This window comes from Microcystis sp. M083S1 (assembly GCF_020246405.1).
Classification (GTDB): Bacteria; Cyanobacteriota; Cyanobacteriia; order Cyanobacteriales; family Microcystaceae; genus Microcystis; species Microcystis aeruginosa_C.
Map to the genome: position 1 here is coordinate 1 of NZ_JADBTB010000014.1, position 17543 is coordinate 17543.

The 17543-nt window shown below is 38.6% G+C and carries 11 protein-coding genes and 2 pseudogenes; 2 read left to right on the forward strand and 11 right to left on the reverse strand.

What is annotated here, in order from left to right; translation table 11 throughout:
- Positions 1-468 (reverse strand): annotated as a pseudogene (locus tag IM450_RS00945) (methyl-accepting chemotaxis protein); the annotation flags it as partial.
- A gap of 381 nt (positions 469-849) precedes the next feature.
- Here IM450_RS00945 and IM450_RS00950 point away from each other — a divergent pair.
- The gene (locus IM450_RS00950; protein ID WP_287667275.1) at positions 850-1365 is read left to right on the forward strand and encodes a Uma2 family endonuclease; all 516 of its coding nucleotides are present in this window, start codon (positions 850-852) and stop codon (positions 1363-1365) included.
- 4 nt (positions 1366-1369) lie between these two features.
- Here the strand turns inward: IM450_RS00950 and IM450_RS00955 are convergent, their stop codons facing one another.
- From IM450_RS00955 to yhdJ, 8 genes and pseudogenes are all read right to left on the reverse strand, one after another.
- The gene (locus IM450_RS00955; RefSeq protein WP_287667273.1) at positions 1370-2914 is read right to left on the reverse strand and encodes a methyl-accepting chemotaxis protein; all 1545 of its coding nucleotides are present in this window, start codon (positions 2912-2914) and stop codon (positions 1370-1372) included.
- A gap of 97 nt (positions 2915-3011) precedes the next feature.
- Positions 3012-6161, reverse strand: coding sequence for a tubulin-like doman-containing protein (locus IM450_RS00960; protein WP_287667270.1), 3150 nt, complete (start codon positions 6159-6161; stop codon positions 3012-3014).
- Between the two features lie 17 nt (positions 6162-6178).
- Positions 6179-7303 (reverse strand): vWA domain-containing protein, encoded by a 1125-nt coding sequence (locus IM450_RS00965; RefSeq protein WP_287667267.1) that lies wholly within the window; start codon positions 7301-7303, stop codon positions 6179-6181.
- A 253-nt stretch (positions 7304-7556) separates the two neighbouring features.
- Positions 7557-8588 carry a GntR family transcriptional regulator gene (locus IM450_RS00970; protein WP_287667264.1) on the reverse strand — a complete coding sequence of 344 codons (1032 nt, stop codon included), beginning with the start codon at positions 8586-8588 and terminating at the stop codon, positions 7557-7559.
- 196 nt (positions 8589-8784) lie between these two features.
- Positions 8785-9495 carry a lysophospholipid acyltransferase family protein gene (locus IM450_RS00975; RefSeq protein ID WP_002801661.1) on the reverse strand — a complete coding sequence of 237 codons (711 nt, stop codon included), beginning with the start codon at positions 9493-9495 and terminating at the stop codon, positions 8785-8787.
- A 112-nt stretch (positions 9496-9607) separates the two neighbouring features.
- Complete coding sequence (prfC, locus tag IM450_RS00980; protein WP_130757878.1) at positions 9608-11242, reverse strand: peptide chain release factor 3; 1635 nt, start codon at positions 11240-11242, stop codon at positions 9608-9610.
- 59 nt (positions 11243-11301) lie between these two features.
- Positions 11302-12421: pseudogene (locus IM450_RS22355) on the reverse strand (restriction endonuclease).
- Positions 12402-13289, reverse strand: a complete 888-nt coding sequence (gene yhdJ, locus IM450_RS00995) for an adenine-specific DNA-methyltransferase (RefSeq protein WP_287667256.1) — start codon at positions 13287-13289, stop codon at positions 12402-12404. The pseudogene IM450_RS22355 and the gene yhdJ overlap by 20 nt, the downstream one beginning before the upstream one ends.
- A 341-nt stretch (positions 13290-13630) precedes the next feature.
- Between yhdJ and IM450_RS01000 the strand changes: the two genes are divergently transcribed.
- The gene (locus IM450_RS01000) at positions 13631-13870 is read left to right on the forward strand and encodes a type II toxin-antitoxin system HicB family antitoxin (protein WP_002732327.1); all 240 of its coding nucleotides are present in this window, start codon (positions 13631-13633) and stop codon (positions 13868-13870) included.
- A 16-nt stretch (positions 13871-13886) separates the two neighbouring features.
- Here the strand turns inward: IM450_RS01000 and IM450_RS01005 are convergent, their stop codons facing one another.
- Complete coding sequence (locus tag IM450_RS01005; protein WP_043997809.1) at positions 13887-15257, reverse strand: DNA cytosine methyltransferase; 1371 nt, start codon at positions 15255-15257, stop codon at positions 13887-13889.
- A 249-nt stretch (positions 15258-15506) separates the two neighbouring features.
- Entirely contained in the window at positions 15507-17513 is a 2007-nt protein-coding gene (locus tag IM450_RS01010) for an ABC transporter ATP-binding protein (RefSeq protein WP_002801666.1), read from the reverse strand.
- Positions 17514-17543 lie beyond the last annotated feature (30 nt).

Genomic DNA, 17543 nt, shown 5'->3' on the forward strand with positions numbered 1-17543 from the left:
CTTTTCTTGTTCGGTGACTGAGCGTTGCTGATTCTGTTCTAGGATTTTCTCAGAGACTTGAGTAAGTTGCTCTGTCACTGTATCAATTAACTGAGACAAGTTAGCATTAGTCACATCGAGATTATTACTAGAGCGCTCAATCGCATTGGAAGCAGTGAGGATTTTATCGGAGGTTTGGGAGAGTCTTTCATCGAGACTATTGATAAGTTGGTTTCCTAATTGTTTCGACTCGGAGTTAAAACTGTCTTGATAGGTTTTCACAGTTTCGATTAATTTTACTAATTCTCCCTGAATGTTAGATAACTTTTCTTGTTCGGTGACTGAGCGTTGCTGATTTTGTTCTAGGATTGTCTCAGATTTTTGATTCAAGTCAGTAATTTTTATTCCTAACTCAACCATAGTTGTCATGGAACGCTGGAAGTCTTGAGTTAAAGAAGCTAGAGATTGAGTTGATTGGTTTAAATCAGACTGTAAGCTTTCCTTGACTTGAGTAAGTTGCTCTGTCACTGTATCAATATTATTACTTAAGCGGTTGACTTTTTTGGTTGACTCTTGGAGATGTTTATAGAGAGCAATTAAGACGGTGGGAAAAATAACCAAGACTAGAATTAAAAGAATCAGATAGGGAGGAAAAAGGTTAAGTAATGCCATGATAGTTATTGGATACCTCGAATTGTGGTTGATAGAGAGAGTTGGGGGTGAATGTTTCCTCAGATAGCTGGGGAAACATCATTAAGATTAATAAATTTTATCATTCATCAGTAGTGCTAACCTCTCCGGGTAAACTGGGTTGACTACTGTTATTGTTTGTTCCCAGTAAAGTTTGTTGCTTTTTCAACGATTAAACCCATGATTGCTTTATATAGCTATAATAATCTCACTCCAGAAGAATATCTTCAGTTTGAAGAAACCAGTCTCATTAAACACGAGTATATCGATGGACAAGTTTACGCCATGGCAGGGACGAAGGATACTCATAATATTGTTTTGGGGAATATATACACAATTATTTGTAATCATTTGCGGGGTTCCGATTGTCGAGTTTATTTTGCCGATGTGAAAGTCAGATTAGAAAAACGCAATCACTTTTACTATCCTGATATTCTTGTCACCTGCGATGACAGAGATAGAGAAACCGCTACCTACAAAAGGTTTCCTAAATTGATTGTTGAAGTTCTCTCCGATTCTACAGAAGCTTTTGACAGGGGGGATAAATTTAATGATTATCAAACTCTAGAAAGTTTAGAGGAATATGTCTTAGTGAATAGTAAACACCAACGAGTGGAAACTTTTCGACGGGGTGAACAGGGTTTATGGATTCTGCCGATTTATCTTCATCTCGGTAGTAAGTACGTCTATACATAGTTGCTTAGAATGGTTTTTTGATACTATCAGATACTTGATTGATTTCTTTTTCCATCTCAGATAAAAAAGAATTTTTCTGTTGATTGCTAAGGTTAATAATTTGGTTTAAGATGGCTTGTATATCTCTGAGATAACTGACTGTTTGCTGACTTTTCTCAGCAATAATTTCTCCTTGATAATTATTACGGCCAACTTCTTGAGAAATTAATCGACTTAACCGGTCGCCTAAAGCAGTTAATTGGTCTGAATTATTGTTAATATTGTGAGTAGTTTCTAATAAGTTGTTTTGGATTGACTGAAGAGAAATAAGTAGTTGTTCAGTCCTTTCATTGAGAACAATGTTTAAATTTTGACTTTCTTTACGAATTGATAGAGAAGACTGTCCTAAATTTTTAATTTCCGCTTCTACGCTTACCAAGCTTTTGAAAGTATTATGAACATTATCTGTTGCTTGACTCATCAATTTAGTTAAACTATCTATATGTTCCACTGTTAGACATAACTTAGCATGAGTAGAATATAACTTTTCAGAAGTTGCGACTAAATTATCAGTAACTTGACTATTAACTAATTTATCAACTGTCGATTTAAAGTTACTAATGCAGTTATCCAAACTCTGACCATATTTAACAAAGTTTTCGTGGTGAATTGCTTTATATAATTTGTTGACATTTTCTTCAAAACTATTGGTAGAACTCTTAAAAGTCGTCGCACCGGTAGATAAAGTTCCTGCGGTTTCAGTTAATCTTTCACAAACCTGAGTGACTAATTTAGCAGTTTCCTGATTACCATCATCAATTTTTTTAGCAACTTTCTCTAAAGAAGATTCTAATACTCTCGTCACCTCAGTATGAAAGTTAGTCAGAAATGCTTGCTGTGTATCCACCATGCGATTAACCGCTTTATCCAAGCGACTATTCCCTTCTACAGTCGGCTGCAAGATGTTATCTAAATAGTCTTCTAGGGAACTAATTAGATTTACTTTAGCAAGGTGGGTATTAAAGATTAAGTTAATCACAGTCAGTACAGAACTACAAGCTAAACCAATTAAGCTAGTGATAAAAGCAATCCCCATACTTTCTAGGGGAGTTTTGAGCTTTTCTCCTAAACTTTGCAAATCGACATTATTGATATCGATAAGTGTGCTGATTCCCGTCAGATTGAGAGTAATTCCCAGGAAAGTTCCCAACAAACCAAAAGCGAGGAGGAGATTGGGTAACACTCTTACAAAATAATCCCATTTCTCGCAGCTAAGAGATTTAGACATGAAAGTAAATTGTTCTTCATGGTATAAACCATCTACCAAAGCTGCGGTATTAACATCATCTAGTTGACTACTGGCTATCTTAAATCTATTCTCTAGATTAGAGATAATTTTAGGTTGAACCCCGCGACTTTCTCCCCGAATTAAGCGGTTGACTTTTGCGGTTGACTTTTGGATATGTTTATAGAGAGCAATCCGGATTCTCACAGCTAAGACGGTGGGAAAAATAACCAAGACTAGAGTTAAAACAATCAGATAGGGAGGAAAAAGGTTAAGTAATGCCATGATAGTTATTGGATACCTCGAATTGTGGTTGATAGAGAGAGTTGGGGGTGAATGTTTCCTCAGATAGCTGGGGAAACATCATTAAGATTGATTAATTTTACCATTCATCAGCAGTGCTAACCTCTGCGGGTAAACTGGGTTGACTACTGTTATTATTTGTTCCCAGTAAAGTTTGTTGCTTTTGCTGTTGTTTTTCGAGTTTTTTCTGTTCAGCAGCACGTTTTTCTAGTTCCATTTTCAGTTGATTAACAAAACGGGTGATAATTCCTTCTTTTGCCTCCTGTTGAGCATTTCCATCTTGTCCAGCTACCTTATCTTTGTAGCGATAATTAGGGTGATAGGAGGGTAAATTTTTGACATTGTTGACAAAATAGCTGACATTCTGGAAATAATCACCCTCGTTAGTAAATAATAGGGTAGGATTAGCCAAAATCTCATTTTTTGCCTGATTAAGCAGTATCTGCAAAGCATTAATCATGTCCTTACGAGAAGCAAATTGTTCTAAGGCAAGTCGCCAATTACCGCTAATGTCAATGATGGACTTATTGTTAAATAAATCGCCTTCGATGACTAATTGATAAGTATCATCTTCCTCATCGTATTCTAGTAAACCGAGAGCAATTGCGGGATAGAAAATAAACTCTAATTCCTCAATTAATTTGGCAGGTGGTGGAATAATATCAGCAAAATCTATCCTGTAATCATTGTGTAAAATGCTGATTCTTTTTTGGTCTTGATAGATTTTTTGTAACCCAGATAAATCAGTAATGATTCTTAGGGGAAACCCACCAAACTCGTAGGTAATTAGGATTTCTTCGTCCGTTTGAATTGATTCAAAAGAAGTCCCCCGATTAATATTTAAATCAGATTCGAGAGTCTTCATAAATCTTTGCATGGTGGGTGAATTATCGTCCTTAGTCCCAATTAGTAATGCTTTATCTGGATGCAAGCGATAGTAAGCATCATTAACATTTATCGGTAACATTAAATCAGCTTCTCGCAGAATTTGCGCCAAGCGTTCAGGAAAATCATGGGGTTTATATTGACCCATAAATCGCTTAATTACTGCATCAATTTTATTAGTGCTTACTGATTGAAACTGTTTCTCGATTGTTGCTGTTAGGGTCTCTTTGAGAGTTTCATTATCAATAACAAAAGATTGGCTAAATAAACTGAATAGGGAAGCATTATAGCCTAAATTATTGGTGACTTTTTGGCTAACGGAAATGTATTGAGTTCGGGAGTTACTGTCCGGGATACAGTTATCAATATTCTCCTCTGGGAAAATACCTTCCCCAGTCATCTCGTCGAGATTTAACTGCATTAACTCCTGTTCGTATTTATCGTATTCTGTGATTAGCTGATATAGGGATTCTTTCAGTTGTTGTATCTGCAGCATTCGACTGGAAATATGCTTGAGAATCGCTTCAACAATCTTTCTAGATTCGCGATTGATACTGAAATTAAAGTTCTGCTGAATTAATTTTTGTCCGCTTTGAACGTAGTCTCTTAACTCAGCTTTGATTCTCTCACTATTGGCATTTTTATTGAACATCTTGAAGACAGACTTTTTCCCGTTTATATCTTCGAGAGTTTGTTTAACATTTCGCCAAATGTTATCAATTTTTTCCGAGGAATGAAACCCTTTATTATCCTGAGATAATTCCTCTAGATTCCCCTTGTAGGTATTAATCTGTACTTGTAAAGCGACCAAAAAAGATAGGCTATTTTCCAAAGAAAATTCTAGGCTATCAGGATTAAGAAGAATCTCCAAAAATTGGTCAATATCTGACTTAAATTTTTCGATTAACTTAGGTTGAGTTTGTTGGGTCAGAGTTAACCAGATTCCACGACTGCTATCCGTTTCTCCCCCCTGTACTTTGCGAAACTCTTTTTCTAGGGATTGCTTGACGGTTTGGGGTAAATTCTCCAAATCTTGACTATTGGATATTTCTTCCTCTAGGGAATTTTTCCAAGAGGTTAAAGTCTTAGAAAAAGTTTTATTATTCTCTAGGGTTGCTTCTTCCAATCTGGCAGTAAAATAATCCTTATTACTTTGGGTACTCCAATTAGCTAGGAACTTACTTAATAACTCTTGTCCACTGGGACTTTGACCATATCCCTCTAACCAAAATTTAATTAATTTGAGACTAAAACGATTGAGACCAATCTGCACAATTCGGTCGCGAGTAAAATAAATCCTCGCTAGTCCAAAGGAGATATAACCTTGACACATCTGAAAAGGATGATTATCTTTACGAATCATCGGGTCTTTATAGTTATCCCGATTTCTTTTGATGGGGAGAGATAACTCATCGGCAAAATCCAAGAAAATCTTGTAAGCAATGACATTACATAATTTAGCTTTGTTATTAATCTGGTAATCTCCCGCGGTGCGATTAGAAACTAAGTAGGCAAAATCAAAAGGAGAACGTTTTTCATCAATGTTGACGAAATTTTGTTTATCATAACAGGCTTGAAAGGAATTACTTTCATTGGTATAATAGTCTAACTCTTTCAAAGCTGCATAGGTATTAGCTCTCATAATTGCCCCATCACCATAAAGTTTAGGACTAATTACCAAATAACCAAAGGATGTATATTCGGCCGTTTGTTGTAAAATATGACGCAAAGTGTAGGCCACATCGAGGAAAATACCGCTACCAGTTCCCCCACACAAAGAACCGACAACAAAGACATTTAACCCCCCTTGGACATTAAAACTTTGACCATTAACTTTACCGCTAAACATAAAGGATTCATGACCAAAAGTTCGTCTTTCCGCTGCTTCAATTGCCTCTTGAATTTTTTGATAGTTATGGAAGAAAGCTAAACGACCGACGGGACGAATACCTCCCGCACCATTTTCAATGGAAGTTATTTGTTTTTTTAGTCTTGGGTCTAACCAGCTTTCAATATGGGAAAAGGGACTTTCAAAAAGGGTTTGGTGTTCAAGTTCAAAGATTAGATTGTTAACATCCTGAGCATTCATATTAATGAATACTCTTTCAGCAGCTGATAGAAGAATTTCTTCTCCGTGATAGCTATTTCCTGTGGGTAAACCCGAACCATTGAAAGCATTTTTGTCTGTGTCAATATGAACAAAACTGACAACGGGTAGGTTAGATAACTTCCCATACTTATCAATAATAAAGCGACGAATTCTCATCAACACATCTCGACCAGTACCACCTAATCCGATGATAATTGTCCGTTTGATAGCGCGGGTTTGACTGGTGTTAGGCATGGTTTAAATCTCCTGAGTTATTTTTTACTAATCTGAATTTGTAGGTCGAAATCTTGATGGTTATGGTGATAGGTTAAAGTCAGGTAATTTTTATCTATCTTCACCTCCTGAGTTAGTTGATTACCTCGATAAAAAATCTCTGCTTGTTTAGTGGGTTTCAGATATAACTGATTGCCGCGTCTTTCTAAATAGCAGCGAATTTCTTCCCCTGCATGAGAAAAGCTATTCTTCTTATGTTCTTCACCACCGATGTTAATTCTTTCGGATGTTTTTAAAATATATTTTTGGGTTTCATCTTCATCCTGATAAGATGAGACTTCAATAGTCCAAGCAGTATTTAACAGCAACCAGTGACGAATTCCCAAAATACTCGCTACTATTCCCCCAATTCCCATTAATGTAATTACCAATGCTGGCAACCATAACTGACTCAAGAGATAAGGATTAATCAAACAGGTTTCTTGTCCTCCCGGTGCGGGAGTGCAAAACTCTTGTGCTGTGGGAGCAATATCGACCACTGATAGTTTATATTTATTGCCGTTAGTGGCAGTAATTTCTTGGGTTCTTAGATTAATTGGTAGGGAACTAAGCCAGTTTTGTCTCTCCAAACTTTCGGGAGAATTAGCAAGACGAAAAGGGCTATTTTTTGGGGTTTCTATCCACTGTTGTGAAGTAATCCCCGCAGCGGTAGAAAGGGGTGCATCGGTAATCCAAACTACCGACTGGGGTTTGATAGCTTGATTGGCAGTTAAACGACACTGATTTAAGCGTGCCAGTCGGGGATAAACGTGCCATTCTGCTCCCTGAATATCGGTATTTTTAGCACTTTGGCTAGATTGCCAGGGAATCGCCTTTAAAACCGCGTCTATATCTTCCTGACTCCGAATTAAAATCGGTTCTGCAATCGGTTGAACATTATCAGCAAAGGGGACTAAATAAACGGAATCGTTATTTTTTAAACTATCGCGAATAATTTGACCAAGGCGCGTGCGTCCTTCATCATTAAAGTTAACACTACCGGTAAGATCGATCGCTAGGATAACATCTCGTCCCTGCCAACGAGCCACAAAATCTAATCCCAGTTTTTGCCAATCAGTAAGCGGTTCACCGGGGGATACCGTTAAACATTCAGCACTTTTCATCTAACCTCGTCCGAGAGTGAAAAATTGAGCTTATCCCTATTCTTGCCCCATTGTACTAAAAAAGTTAATACTTCTTAAAAGTTTTTTTCGCTTTTATTCTCGATTTGCCCTAGGTTATTCTCAATAGTAACCATAGACTAAAATAAATTTTAAAGTTAAGCTGCCCGCGCATTTAAATTGCTTGTTGAGATAAGGCAAGAGGCAACAGCAAAGGGGGGAGATTCAGAGGTTAAAATGTGTCCTAGCTTATCCTCTAACCACCTAATCCTAATTCTCGTCTGAGCAATTGAATTGATTTATCCCCAATATAATTATCACTACAGATAATTTCTGGCAGACGAATTAAATCCGATCGCACTTCATTAATCATATTTTTAATTAAAGTATAACTCGCCTGATCACTGATAATTGTCTGGGAAGTTCGAGCTAAAACTTTTAACTTATCCGTTTCATGAATTTGGGCAGACATAACTAATAAATCATCGCCCCGTAAACTATGAATTAAAACTTCGGCCACCTTAATAATACCGGTGCTAATACTGACAATCCCCAAGCGGCTATCGGTGGGTAATTTTTTGATTAATGCCAATTCCTTGCTGTAATCGTAGATATCGATGGGAATGACTCGTAATTGAAAAGGAGCGGCAATTTCCTCCGCTACACTGATAAAATAGCGACTGGTGACAACAGTGGCAGATTTAGTATTGGCTAAAACTTGGGCTAAATCCTCCATTGCCACTAATTGGACGGGAATTTTGAGGGATTGCTCTAATTCTCTCAACATTAGCTCCCCTGCACCCAAATCGTGACGGGGAATGGTGACAAGAACTTGAGAACTACACTGCGATCGCCAATCAATTTCCGCCAGTAATAACTCGCGAATTTGCTCTAAAGTTAAACCTTGAGCGAGAAAACCAGCCAAACTCTGGCGAATTAGTCGGCCTATTTCTGGATTTTGTTCCAATAGGGGTGAACCCGATAAATTATCGTTTTCATGCCCGCGAGCCTTGACATAAATCCCCGAACCTGCTATGGATTCCACTAACCCATCGTCTTCCAGTTGTTGATAAATTTTACTTATCGTATTACGGTGTAATCCCGTGATCATAGCTAGTTGACGGGTACTAGGTAAACGATGGCCCGGTGGATACTGACGAGAGGCGATAGCGAAGCGAATTTGGTCAAATAATTGCTTAGAGGCGGGTATTTCACTGTCTGGCTGGATTTGGAACTGCATCGGATCACTTCGCTCACAAACTACTTTCGCTGATGCCCATTCTATCATTAGACCCCCTGCAACAATCGGATATCTTCCCCGATCTGAGGGGTCTTCGAGGCAGTATTCAGGAGCCAGAAGCAGCAAAAACCAAGATATTATTTATTTAAACCAGAAAAGCCACTTTTTTGCTGAAAAATAGTTAAAACAATCATTTTAATCCGTCCCCGAAATCCCACTCATGGGGTAGATAGTCAACAGCTGATTAAGGGGATTGATCCTCGTGGAGAAGTTTTAAGCGATCGCTCAAGGTTTTGGTTAAGCGGACAGTTTCCCGTTTTAGCGAATTTTGTTGATAATCAAGCACATTAATCCCTTGACCGATATTTACTGTCGCTTCGCTTCCCCATCCGGGGTAAGGCTGATTATAACTAATGCTTACCGGCAAAATCTTGATATCGGCATCGGGTTTGATAGTCTTAACTTCCAATGCGATCCGCGCTACCCCCGGTTTAAGAGGATGAACCACTCGATCGCGACAGATACCCCCTTCCGGAAAAATCGCCACCATTTCCCCCGCGGCCAAAAGTTCGACGCTATGGACCAGACTACCCATACCGGGGTGATCGGTGTTGACGGGAAAACCCCCCAAACGTCGGATAAACCAACCTTGCACCCCTTTCATCTCGTTAGCGGAAACCATAAAGCGCAAATCGCGTCTAGTAACTAAACGTCCCACTGCGTAGGGTAAAATCAGCGCATCCCAACGGGAACGATGGGTAGGTGCCAAGATGACACCTCCCGTTAGGGGAATATTTTCCTGGCCCGTAACCGTTATTTTGCTGAAAAAAGCTGGTAAAACTAGATAATTTCCCAGAAAATAACAAAAGCGAATTAAACAGGGATTAATTCGGGAATTGACAGCAGGAATTTTTCTAATGGTGAGGGAATCGTCAACGATAGTGCTTTGAGACATCCGAAGTGTTAGGAAAGATCGAGACTTTCTGACCACTTCTACTTTAGAGTAGTTGTCTGGGGGTCGCTATCTTGTCCTGACCAGTTCGGCAATTGTCTTGGGGGATTAATGGTTAGGATTGCGGTTCTACTCCCGATCCTACCGGTGCGATCGAGTTTAATTGCAAAGAGGGATGATCTTCTTTGACTTGCTGTAAATTCCACTCATTTTTGAATAATAAGACGGGACGACCCCAGTAATCTTTGACAGTTAGAGTATTAAAGAGTTTACCTGCTTTTTCTAAAGCGGCCCAACCCCCGGCGACCCAACGGGCTAAACTATAGGCTAGGGGTTCGAGGGTAGTTTCGACTCCGTACTCGCTTAAAAGACGGAATTGCACCACTTCAAACTGTAATTGACCGACGGCGGCTAAAATCGGGTCGCGTTTAAATTCATCGATCGAGGATAATATCTGTACGGCCCCTTCTTCCTGTAATTCCGAGACTCCTTTTTGAAACTGTTTGAACTTGGAAGGGTTAGGATTTCTGAGATAGGCGAATAATTCCGGGGAAAAACAGGGAATCCCTTCGTATTCGAGCTTTTTACCCATATAAATCGTATCACCGATCGCAAAGACCCCGGGGTTATTCAATCCGATCACATCTCCGGGATAAGCTTCTTCAATAACTGCTCGATCTTGGGCAAAAAGTTTCTGAGGACGGGATAAACGGATAGTTTTACCTGTTCTAGCGTGGTTTACTACCATATCCTTCTCGAATTTCCCCGTACATACCCGCACAAAGGCTACCCGGTCCCGATGTTTGGGATCCATGTTTGCTTGCAGTTTGAAGACAAAACCGGTGAAATCGGGATAGGTGGGATCAAGGACACCGAGGGAGGAATTGCGTCCTCTGGGTGGCAATCCATAGTCGAGGAAGGATTCTAGGAATAATTTCACCCCAAAATTGGTCATGGCGCTACCAAAAAAGATCGGGGTCATTTCTCCTGCGTGGACTGCTGGCAAATCCAATTCCGCACCCAATTCCGAGAGTAGTTCTATATCCTCTTTTAACTGGTAATACAGGTCTTTTTCGAGATGATCCTCAATTTTGGGGTCGCCAAGCTCGATCACGGTTTCCTGCGCCTCCTGAGAGCCGTGGGAGCGACGTTCAAACAGGTGTATGGTCTGGGTGGCCCGATCGAAAACTCCCCGAAAGCGATCGCCAATTCCGATCGGCCAATTGACGGGATAGGTTTGTAATCCTAATTCTCGCTCGATTTCGTCCAATAAATCCAGCGGTTCGCGGCCAGGCCGATCCATTTTGTTAACAAAGGTAAAGATAGGCAACTGCCGCAGTTTGCACACTTCAAAGAGTTTTCTCGTTTGGGGTTCCAAACCTTTGGCCGCGTCGATTAACATCACTGCATTATCGGCAGCGGCTAGGGTACGATAGGTATCTTCGCTAAAATCTTGGTGGCCGGGAGTATCGAGGAGATTAATCTGAAAATCACGATAATCGAACTGTAAAACCGTGGAAGTAATCGAAATTCCCCGTTGTTTTTCCATTTCCATCCAGTCGGAGGTGGCCTTGCGTTGGTCGCGTCTTGCTTTGACTGCACCCGCTTGATGGATTGCACCCCCGTATAGTAACAGTTTTTCGGTCAGGGTGGTCTTTCCCGCGTCAGGGTGGGAGATAATGGCAAAATTTCGCCGTTTTTCCAAGACAGCTTCGCTGGTTTCTAGTTCTTTTTCAATTTCGGTCGTCATTCTAAGTTCGATCGCTTTCCTATCTTTCTATTCTAGTTTAAGTGGGGAGTTAGATATCTTTATGGCTCTGATTCTAGGTTAAACTCAATCCGGCTCTGTAAAACCATTTCTGCAATTACCGCTCCTCCTTTACCTTGAGCTAAAACCCGCTCACAACGGTTGATTAATTCGGGAATATTGATCACTTCCTCTACAGATTCTAGATATCTTTCGACAATTGCCCTGATCTTGTATCTTATCTTAGCTTGCTCCGCAACTTTTTCTAAAATTTCCTCGCAAGTCTGCTCAGTTTTAACCACAAAAGTAATGGGATATTTTTGCACTTTATCAATATCTAAAAAAATATTTATCAGCAGCTATCGTTTCCGTAACTTGAAAAAATCGACCTAGGGGTTTCATGACAAAATCTATCCCCCCGTCATTGGCATTTGTTCGACCAGTTTTATATAAAAGTAAGTATTCAGAGTTTAACCGATCAGGCGACCATCCCCAATATATTTTCTGTTACCCATAATACTCTTTAAGAATTGCATAACTGACAATCTCAAAAACTCTAGCATCAATGTTTGATCTGAGTAAACTCCGAATAAATTCAATGGCTCTCTGGGGATATTGCTGTTGAATATCAATCATCTGTTGACAATAGCTGATAAATTGATTAAATGCTTTTTGTCTTGTTTGCACATAGGCATCAATTATATCTATAATCACTGGCGCAATATTAACTTGATTACCGTCTAGATAAAACTTAATTAAATTCTCATTAATCCAGTATCTATTGGTTTTAACATCTCTAATTATAGGTAGATAAGATAAAGTAGGAAAATACTTTTTAAATTCCTGATTTAATCGATGATTGAGAGCATGATTTTGTAATTTATTGCCAAAAGGAAGCTCCCTTTGCCTGCGAAAAAGTGTCATATACTGAGCGCCTTGATACTCGTCGTATCCATCCTTAAGATGAAACTCATTATTAATATAGTCTTCCACTAAAACATAAATGGCATAATGATTAGCCAATCCTGCTCGGGATTTAGAACCTCGATTAGCGGCTCTAGTTTTAATGTTCAAATATTGCAATAACTCACTAGCATTTAAAATGCTATTTCCCTGATTGGGAAAGTAATTATCGATAATTTTAATAATTATATTGGTGAATTCATGCTTTACTATCGACATCGAAAAGACTCTCCTGTACAAAGTTATATTCTTGTTTATTTTCGCTTTTTCTACTATAGCTTTTTTGAGGAGGGAGTAACTTTTCTCCCTTGTATTCTTGCCATCCGAGAATCCGTCGAAGACCAATTTTTAAATACTCCTCTTGTAATTCTATACTAATAGAAATTCTTCCCAAACGTTTAGCTACAGCTGCAGCTGTAAAAGTTCCTGCAAAGGGATCAAGCACAATTCCACTCTTGTCAGTGCTGGCCAAAATAATTCTTTCTAGCAATGATTCAGGTTTTTGTGAGGGATGATTTTCGTATTCATCCATGCGATATCTTACCCTAGGGAAATACCAGACATTGCCTGGTACTTTCTCTGTATTGTATTGACTCGGAATCGCTTTTCTATAATCAATTAGTTTTCGTTTTGCTCCAGTTTTTGCTTCTATCTTAATATCCTTTGAATTAAAAGTGTAATTATTTTTATCTTTCACACAGTGAAGTATTGGTTCATACATCGAACCAAAGTATTTTGTTGCTTGTACTCCTGAACTATCATAATGCCAGATAATACGACTAAGAATCGTCATTTTTTGTCTTAAGTAAAGATCAAAGTAAGGCATTGCTTGAGTGCTGGCCATAACATATAATGTTCCCTGGGGTTTCAAGATGCGAAGGCAATGATCAAGAATTTGATTTGCCCAATTTATATAATCATTTTCCGATTCCCATTTGTCGTAAAAATCGGCAAAGTGCTTACCTATATTATAGGGAGGATCGAGAAAAATTAGATCTACAGAATTAGAATCAATCTCACTGGATAAAATCGGCAAAGAATCACCATGAAATATAACTTGCTCATCAGCTTCGTATCGTTTAAACATGATCATTTTTTCAATTTAAAGTAGTTAGATTTTTACTAGCTATTAGCGTTCAGCACCTAGAGAATTTTTCAGATATCAGAACATCCACTTTTAGTTCTTTATTTTTCAATTAAGCTGAGGGCTTCAAGATCAATCCTATAAGATTTGTTGGGAAAATTTATATTTGTCAACAAAATTACAAAGTATTGTAAATATTGTTAAACAATGTATCGAATGTCAACTATTGGTCAAATAATTTTGACATAATTGGGGTGGAGGGGTTGACAGGTAAAATTTTTGTGTTTTATCCAGCATTTCTTAAGTGTAACTAGGATAGTTTAAAATCCACAACTGATAGTGTTATGAGTGATAATACCAAACAAATTTATAACTACACCGTTATTCTAGAAAAAGAGTCAGACGGTGGTTATCACGCTTTTTGTCCTGCGCTTAAAGGTTGTCATTCTCAAGGAGACACTTTTGAAGAAACGATTGTCAATATTACAGAAGCTATGGAATTGTACCTCGAAAGTTTGATAGCTGATCATCAACCCATTCCCAAAGAAGATTTGATTTTTAAGCCTTTAAATATTTTAATATGAGTCAGTATCCCGCAGTCTAATAATCGGGACGAATTATTTCTAGTAAATTTCTAGCCACTGCTTCCACTACAGTGATAGGAACAGAATTTCCGAATTGTTTTTTAGCGATAGCTGACTGTGGATGATAGATAAAATTATCGGGGAATCCTTGTAATTTACGCGCATCTTGGGGAGTAATTTCTCGAAACTTTTTGGGTTTATAGATTTTCTTTAAAAACAATTGTTTGTATTCTTGGGGATGAGTAGCGGTAATTGAAATAGTAGCAATATAATCTTTAGCACCCGTAGCGGTTAGGGTAGGAATAATATCGGCCGTCGGTAAAATAATCCGATAAATGCCGTTAATTCCCGTCATATTTTTCGAGTTAATAAATTCATACTTACCTGCGGTCGTTTGCCAACAAATACCGAGAGAAACTAACTGATTTAGTTCCTCGATTTTTAGGTCGGGTATAATTTCCAAAAAAGTAGAAAAAGCCACGGGATGACCATCTTTTTCGCCATACTTTTTACTGCGTCTTAATTTCAGCAAAGCTAAACAGATACTTTTTTGTCGTTCCGTAGTTTTGATAATATCCCAAGAATGAATAGTTGTGTGGCCATTTCTTAAATCAGAAAAAATAAAGAAGTCATTTAATTCATCTTCTTTTTGGAAACGAGTTCTTGATGGGGGAACAAAACCATTAAATAAAGTATCCGCAGATAACTTGACTTTCTTAACTGGTTGAATATTCTTGATGTCTTCTAAAATATCCAAAACCTTCGGATGGATACCCAAAGGTAAAGGAAATTTAAACCGCTCATAGTTATCTATATTTTTTCTAATTCCTACGATAAAAACTCTCTCGCGATTCTGGGGTAAACCAAAATCGTAGGCATTTAATAACTGCCAGTAAACTTGATAACCACAGCTAGTTAATTCATCGATAATTAACTCTAAATTCTCCCGATTGCGAGGACTAGCTAAACCACTGACATTCTCGAAAATAAAGCTTTTGGGTTGACTTTTCTGGACTAATTTAATCACATCAAACCAGAGTTTTCCCCGGGGATCTTCAAATCCCCGTAAACATCCCGCCACCGACCAAGGTTGACAGGGAACGCCGCCGACAATAAGATCGAGATTATCGGGTAAATTGCTGATTTTACTCACATCTCCGAAAGCAATTTCATCGCTGTTGAGATAGCTAATAAAATTCTGTTGATAAACTTGGATGGCCTGTTTATCAATTTCTGAATAACCTAAACAACGTCCTCCCAATTTCTCCAAAGCGATTCTAAACCCACCGATTCCCGCAAATAAATCGACAAAACGATACTGGGGATGGGTGATAACTAGATGTAGGGGTAATTGGGGTTGTGTGCTGACTTTAACTGTGGTTTTCAAGGGTAAATAATTCCTTTTCACCGTCTGGGAAGATGCCTATATGTACTAAATATTTTAGTATAACTTAAGAGTTTTTTTCTAGAGATATCCTCTCCTGCAAATTTCCTGTCTTGAAAGAGGGTGTAGGGTGTGGGGTATAGGGTGTAGGGAAGGACACCTCTTTCATCTCTGGTGGTGAAAATTTTTTCATCGAGACTGACTCCTCACTAACTACGACAATTTTTGATTTTTGCAGCAGCTCTATCGAGTCTAGGAATACTCGTAGTCTTCGATAATGTGGAGAAGTCGCATAGCTGAACTACAGGATTCTTCTAAAATTTCCTGTTTCTCCTGAGAATCATCGATTAAATCCTCAGATACTAGACGTAGAGAACCTAAAAGACTATTAAGACTGCTTCTCGCTTCGTAGGATAAATAAGCTTTTCTTTTTTGCTCATCTTCCCTATTCTTAGAGTCGGCCTCTTTGCTATCACTAAATTGCAGAGCGTGTAAACGGGCATAATGACCGCCTTGAGCTAATAATTCCTCGTGATTGCCGATTTCTGCCACTTTTCCTTTGTCCAGCACCACAATTTGATAGGCTTTTTGAACAGTGGAAAGACGGTGAGCGATCACAAGAGTAGTACGCTCGCGACAGAGTTCATCGATCGCTTCCTGTACTAAACGCTCAGAAATTGTATCCAAAGCACTGGTAGCTTCATCAAGAATGAGAATATCCGGATCTCGCAGTAAGGCACGAGCGATCGCTAATCTTTGTTTTTGTCCTCCCGAAAGTCTCACTCCCCGATCGCCAATTTCCGTATCCAGTCCTTCCGGCAGTTTGGAGATAAACTCGTAGGCATTCGCCCTTTTTGTCGCTGCTACAATTTCTGCATCACTAACATCGGTTAATCCGTAGGCAATATTAAAACGGAGAGAATTATTAAAGAGAAAAGTATCTTGACTGACTATTCCCATGGCTTTTCTCAGAGATTTGACCTCATAATCGCGTAAATCTTGACCGTCAAAAAGAATCCTCCCGGCTGTAGGATCATAAAAGCGTGGTAATAAATCAGCAATTGTCGATTTTCCCGCCCCCGAAGCACCAACAAGAGCGATCATTTTTCCTTTTGGAATCCAAAGATCGATGCCCTTGAGAACTAATTCTTGATGACCGGGATAGGAAAATTGGACGTTATCAAAATGAATACCTGTCTCTAATCTTTGATAGGGAATAGAGCCATTGCTCATAAATGGTTTATTATCTCGAATGAGAAAATCCGCTACCACCTCTACTGCGGAAACATCACCCAATAGACTACTCCTAGCACTGTTAATCTGACCAACTATCGGCAGGGCCCGGAAAAGTACATAGAGATAGGTCAATAAAATCGTCGCTAAAGCTTGCAGTTGTTCATTAAAAAGATAACGACCAGCAATGATAATTAAAGCAATAATAATTACCCCACCGATCTCATTGAGCGGAGCGATTACAGCATTATTAGTCTGGGCATCTAAACCCGCTTTCTCCCGGGCTTCTATATCTTCCACAATAGATTCTAATTCGTATCTTTCATTGCCTACCGCTTTAATTAGACGAATTCCCGTTAATAGTTCCAACAGTTTATTAGTTTGCTGTTTAGCCGTTACGGTGATAATCTCTCCAAACTTTTTTGCTCTCTTGACAAAGTATTGATTAAGCAGACCTAAAAGGCCTCCCAAAACACTAGAAAGAATAGTTAATTGCCAAGAAATTGATAATAAAATAGCCAAGTACATGAAAGCTGTGGCGATAATCTTAATCAGGTTTATGTAATTTCTAATTGATGCTACAGCCCGATTAATCTCCGACATGAAACGATTAAAAATATCTCCTATTTTACTTTTTACATAATAATCTATATCCACTTCTAGCAGCAGAATAACTGAATCAATTCGCATATCTTTTGCCATAATCAAAGACAAGTAAGTTCCTAAAAAATTACTGACAAAATTGGTAATGTGCTTGAGAATTAAAATCAATAATATCGCCGCAAACATCCAGAAAAAACGAGTATCGACCGAGAAAAACTCGAAAACTGAGAGCAGCTTTTTGATAATTTGGGGGGCAGTTTTTAAGATATCATTTTCGGGATTAATAAAAGAAATTAGTAAGGGGATAACTAAAATAGCTCCTACCCCATTAAATATGGTACTGGCAAAGCCGATAACAATACTGGAAACCACTAATATCCAGTGTTTCAGCGTATATTTAAGGAGAATTTGCTTAGGATTCATCGCTATAAGTAATAAAGTAAATAGTCAACG

Coding starts and splice junctions, on each gene's coding strand:
- IM450_RS00950 (WP_287667275.1), top strand. CDS start 850: ATGATTGCTTTATATAGCTATAATAATCTCACTCCAGAAGAATATCTT.
- IM450_RS00955 (WP_287667273.1), bottom strand. CDS start 2,914: ATGGCATTACTTAACCTTTTTCCTCCCTATCTGATTGTTTTAACTCTA.
- IM450_RS00960 (WP_287667270.1), bottom strand. CDS start 6,161: ATGCCTAACACCAGTCAAACCCGCGCTATCAAACGGACAATTATCATC.
- IM450_RS00965 (WP_287667267.1), bottom strand. CDS start 7,303: ATGAAAAGTGCTGAATGTTTAACGGTATCCCCCGGTGAACCGCTTACT.
- IM450_RS00970 (WP_287667264.1), bottom strand. CDS start 8,588: ATGATAGAATGGGCATCAGCGAAAGTAGTTTGTGAGCGAAGTGATCCG.
- IM450_RS00975 (WP_002801661.1), bottom strand. CDS start 9,495: ATGTCTCAAAGCACTATCGTTGACGATTCCCTCACCATTAGAAAAATT.
- prfC (WP_130757878.1), bottom strand. CDS start 11,242: ATGACGACCGAAATTGAAAAAGAACTAGAAACCAGCGAAGCTGTCTTG.
- yhdJ (WP_287667256.1), bottom strand. CDS start 13,289: ATGTTTAAACGATACGAAGCTGATGAGCAAGTTATATTTCATGGTGAT.
- IM450_RS01000 (WP_002732327.1), top strand. CDS start 13,631: ATGAGTGATAATACCAAACAAATTTATAACTACACCGTTATTCTAGAA.
- IM450_RS01010 (WP_002801666.1), bottom strand. CDS start 17,513: ATGAATCCTAAGCAAATTCTCCTTAAATATACGCTGAAACACTGGATA.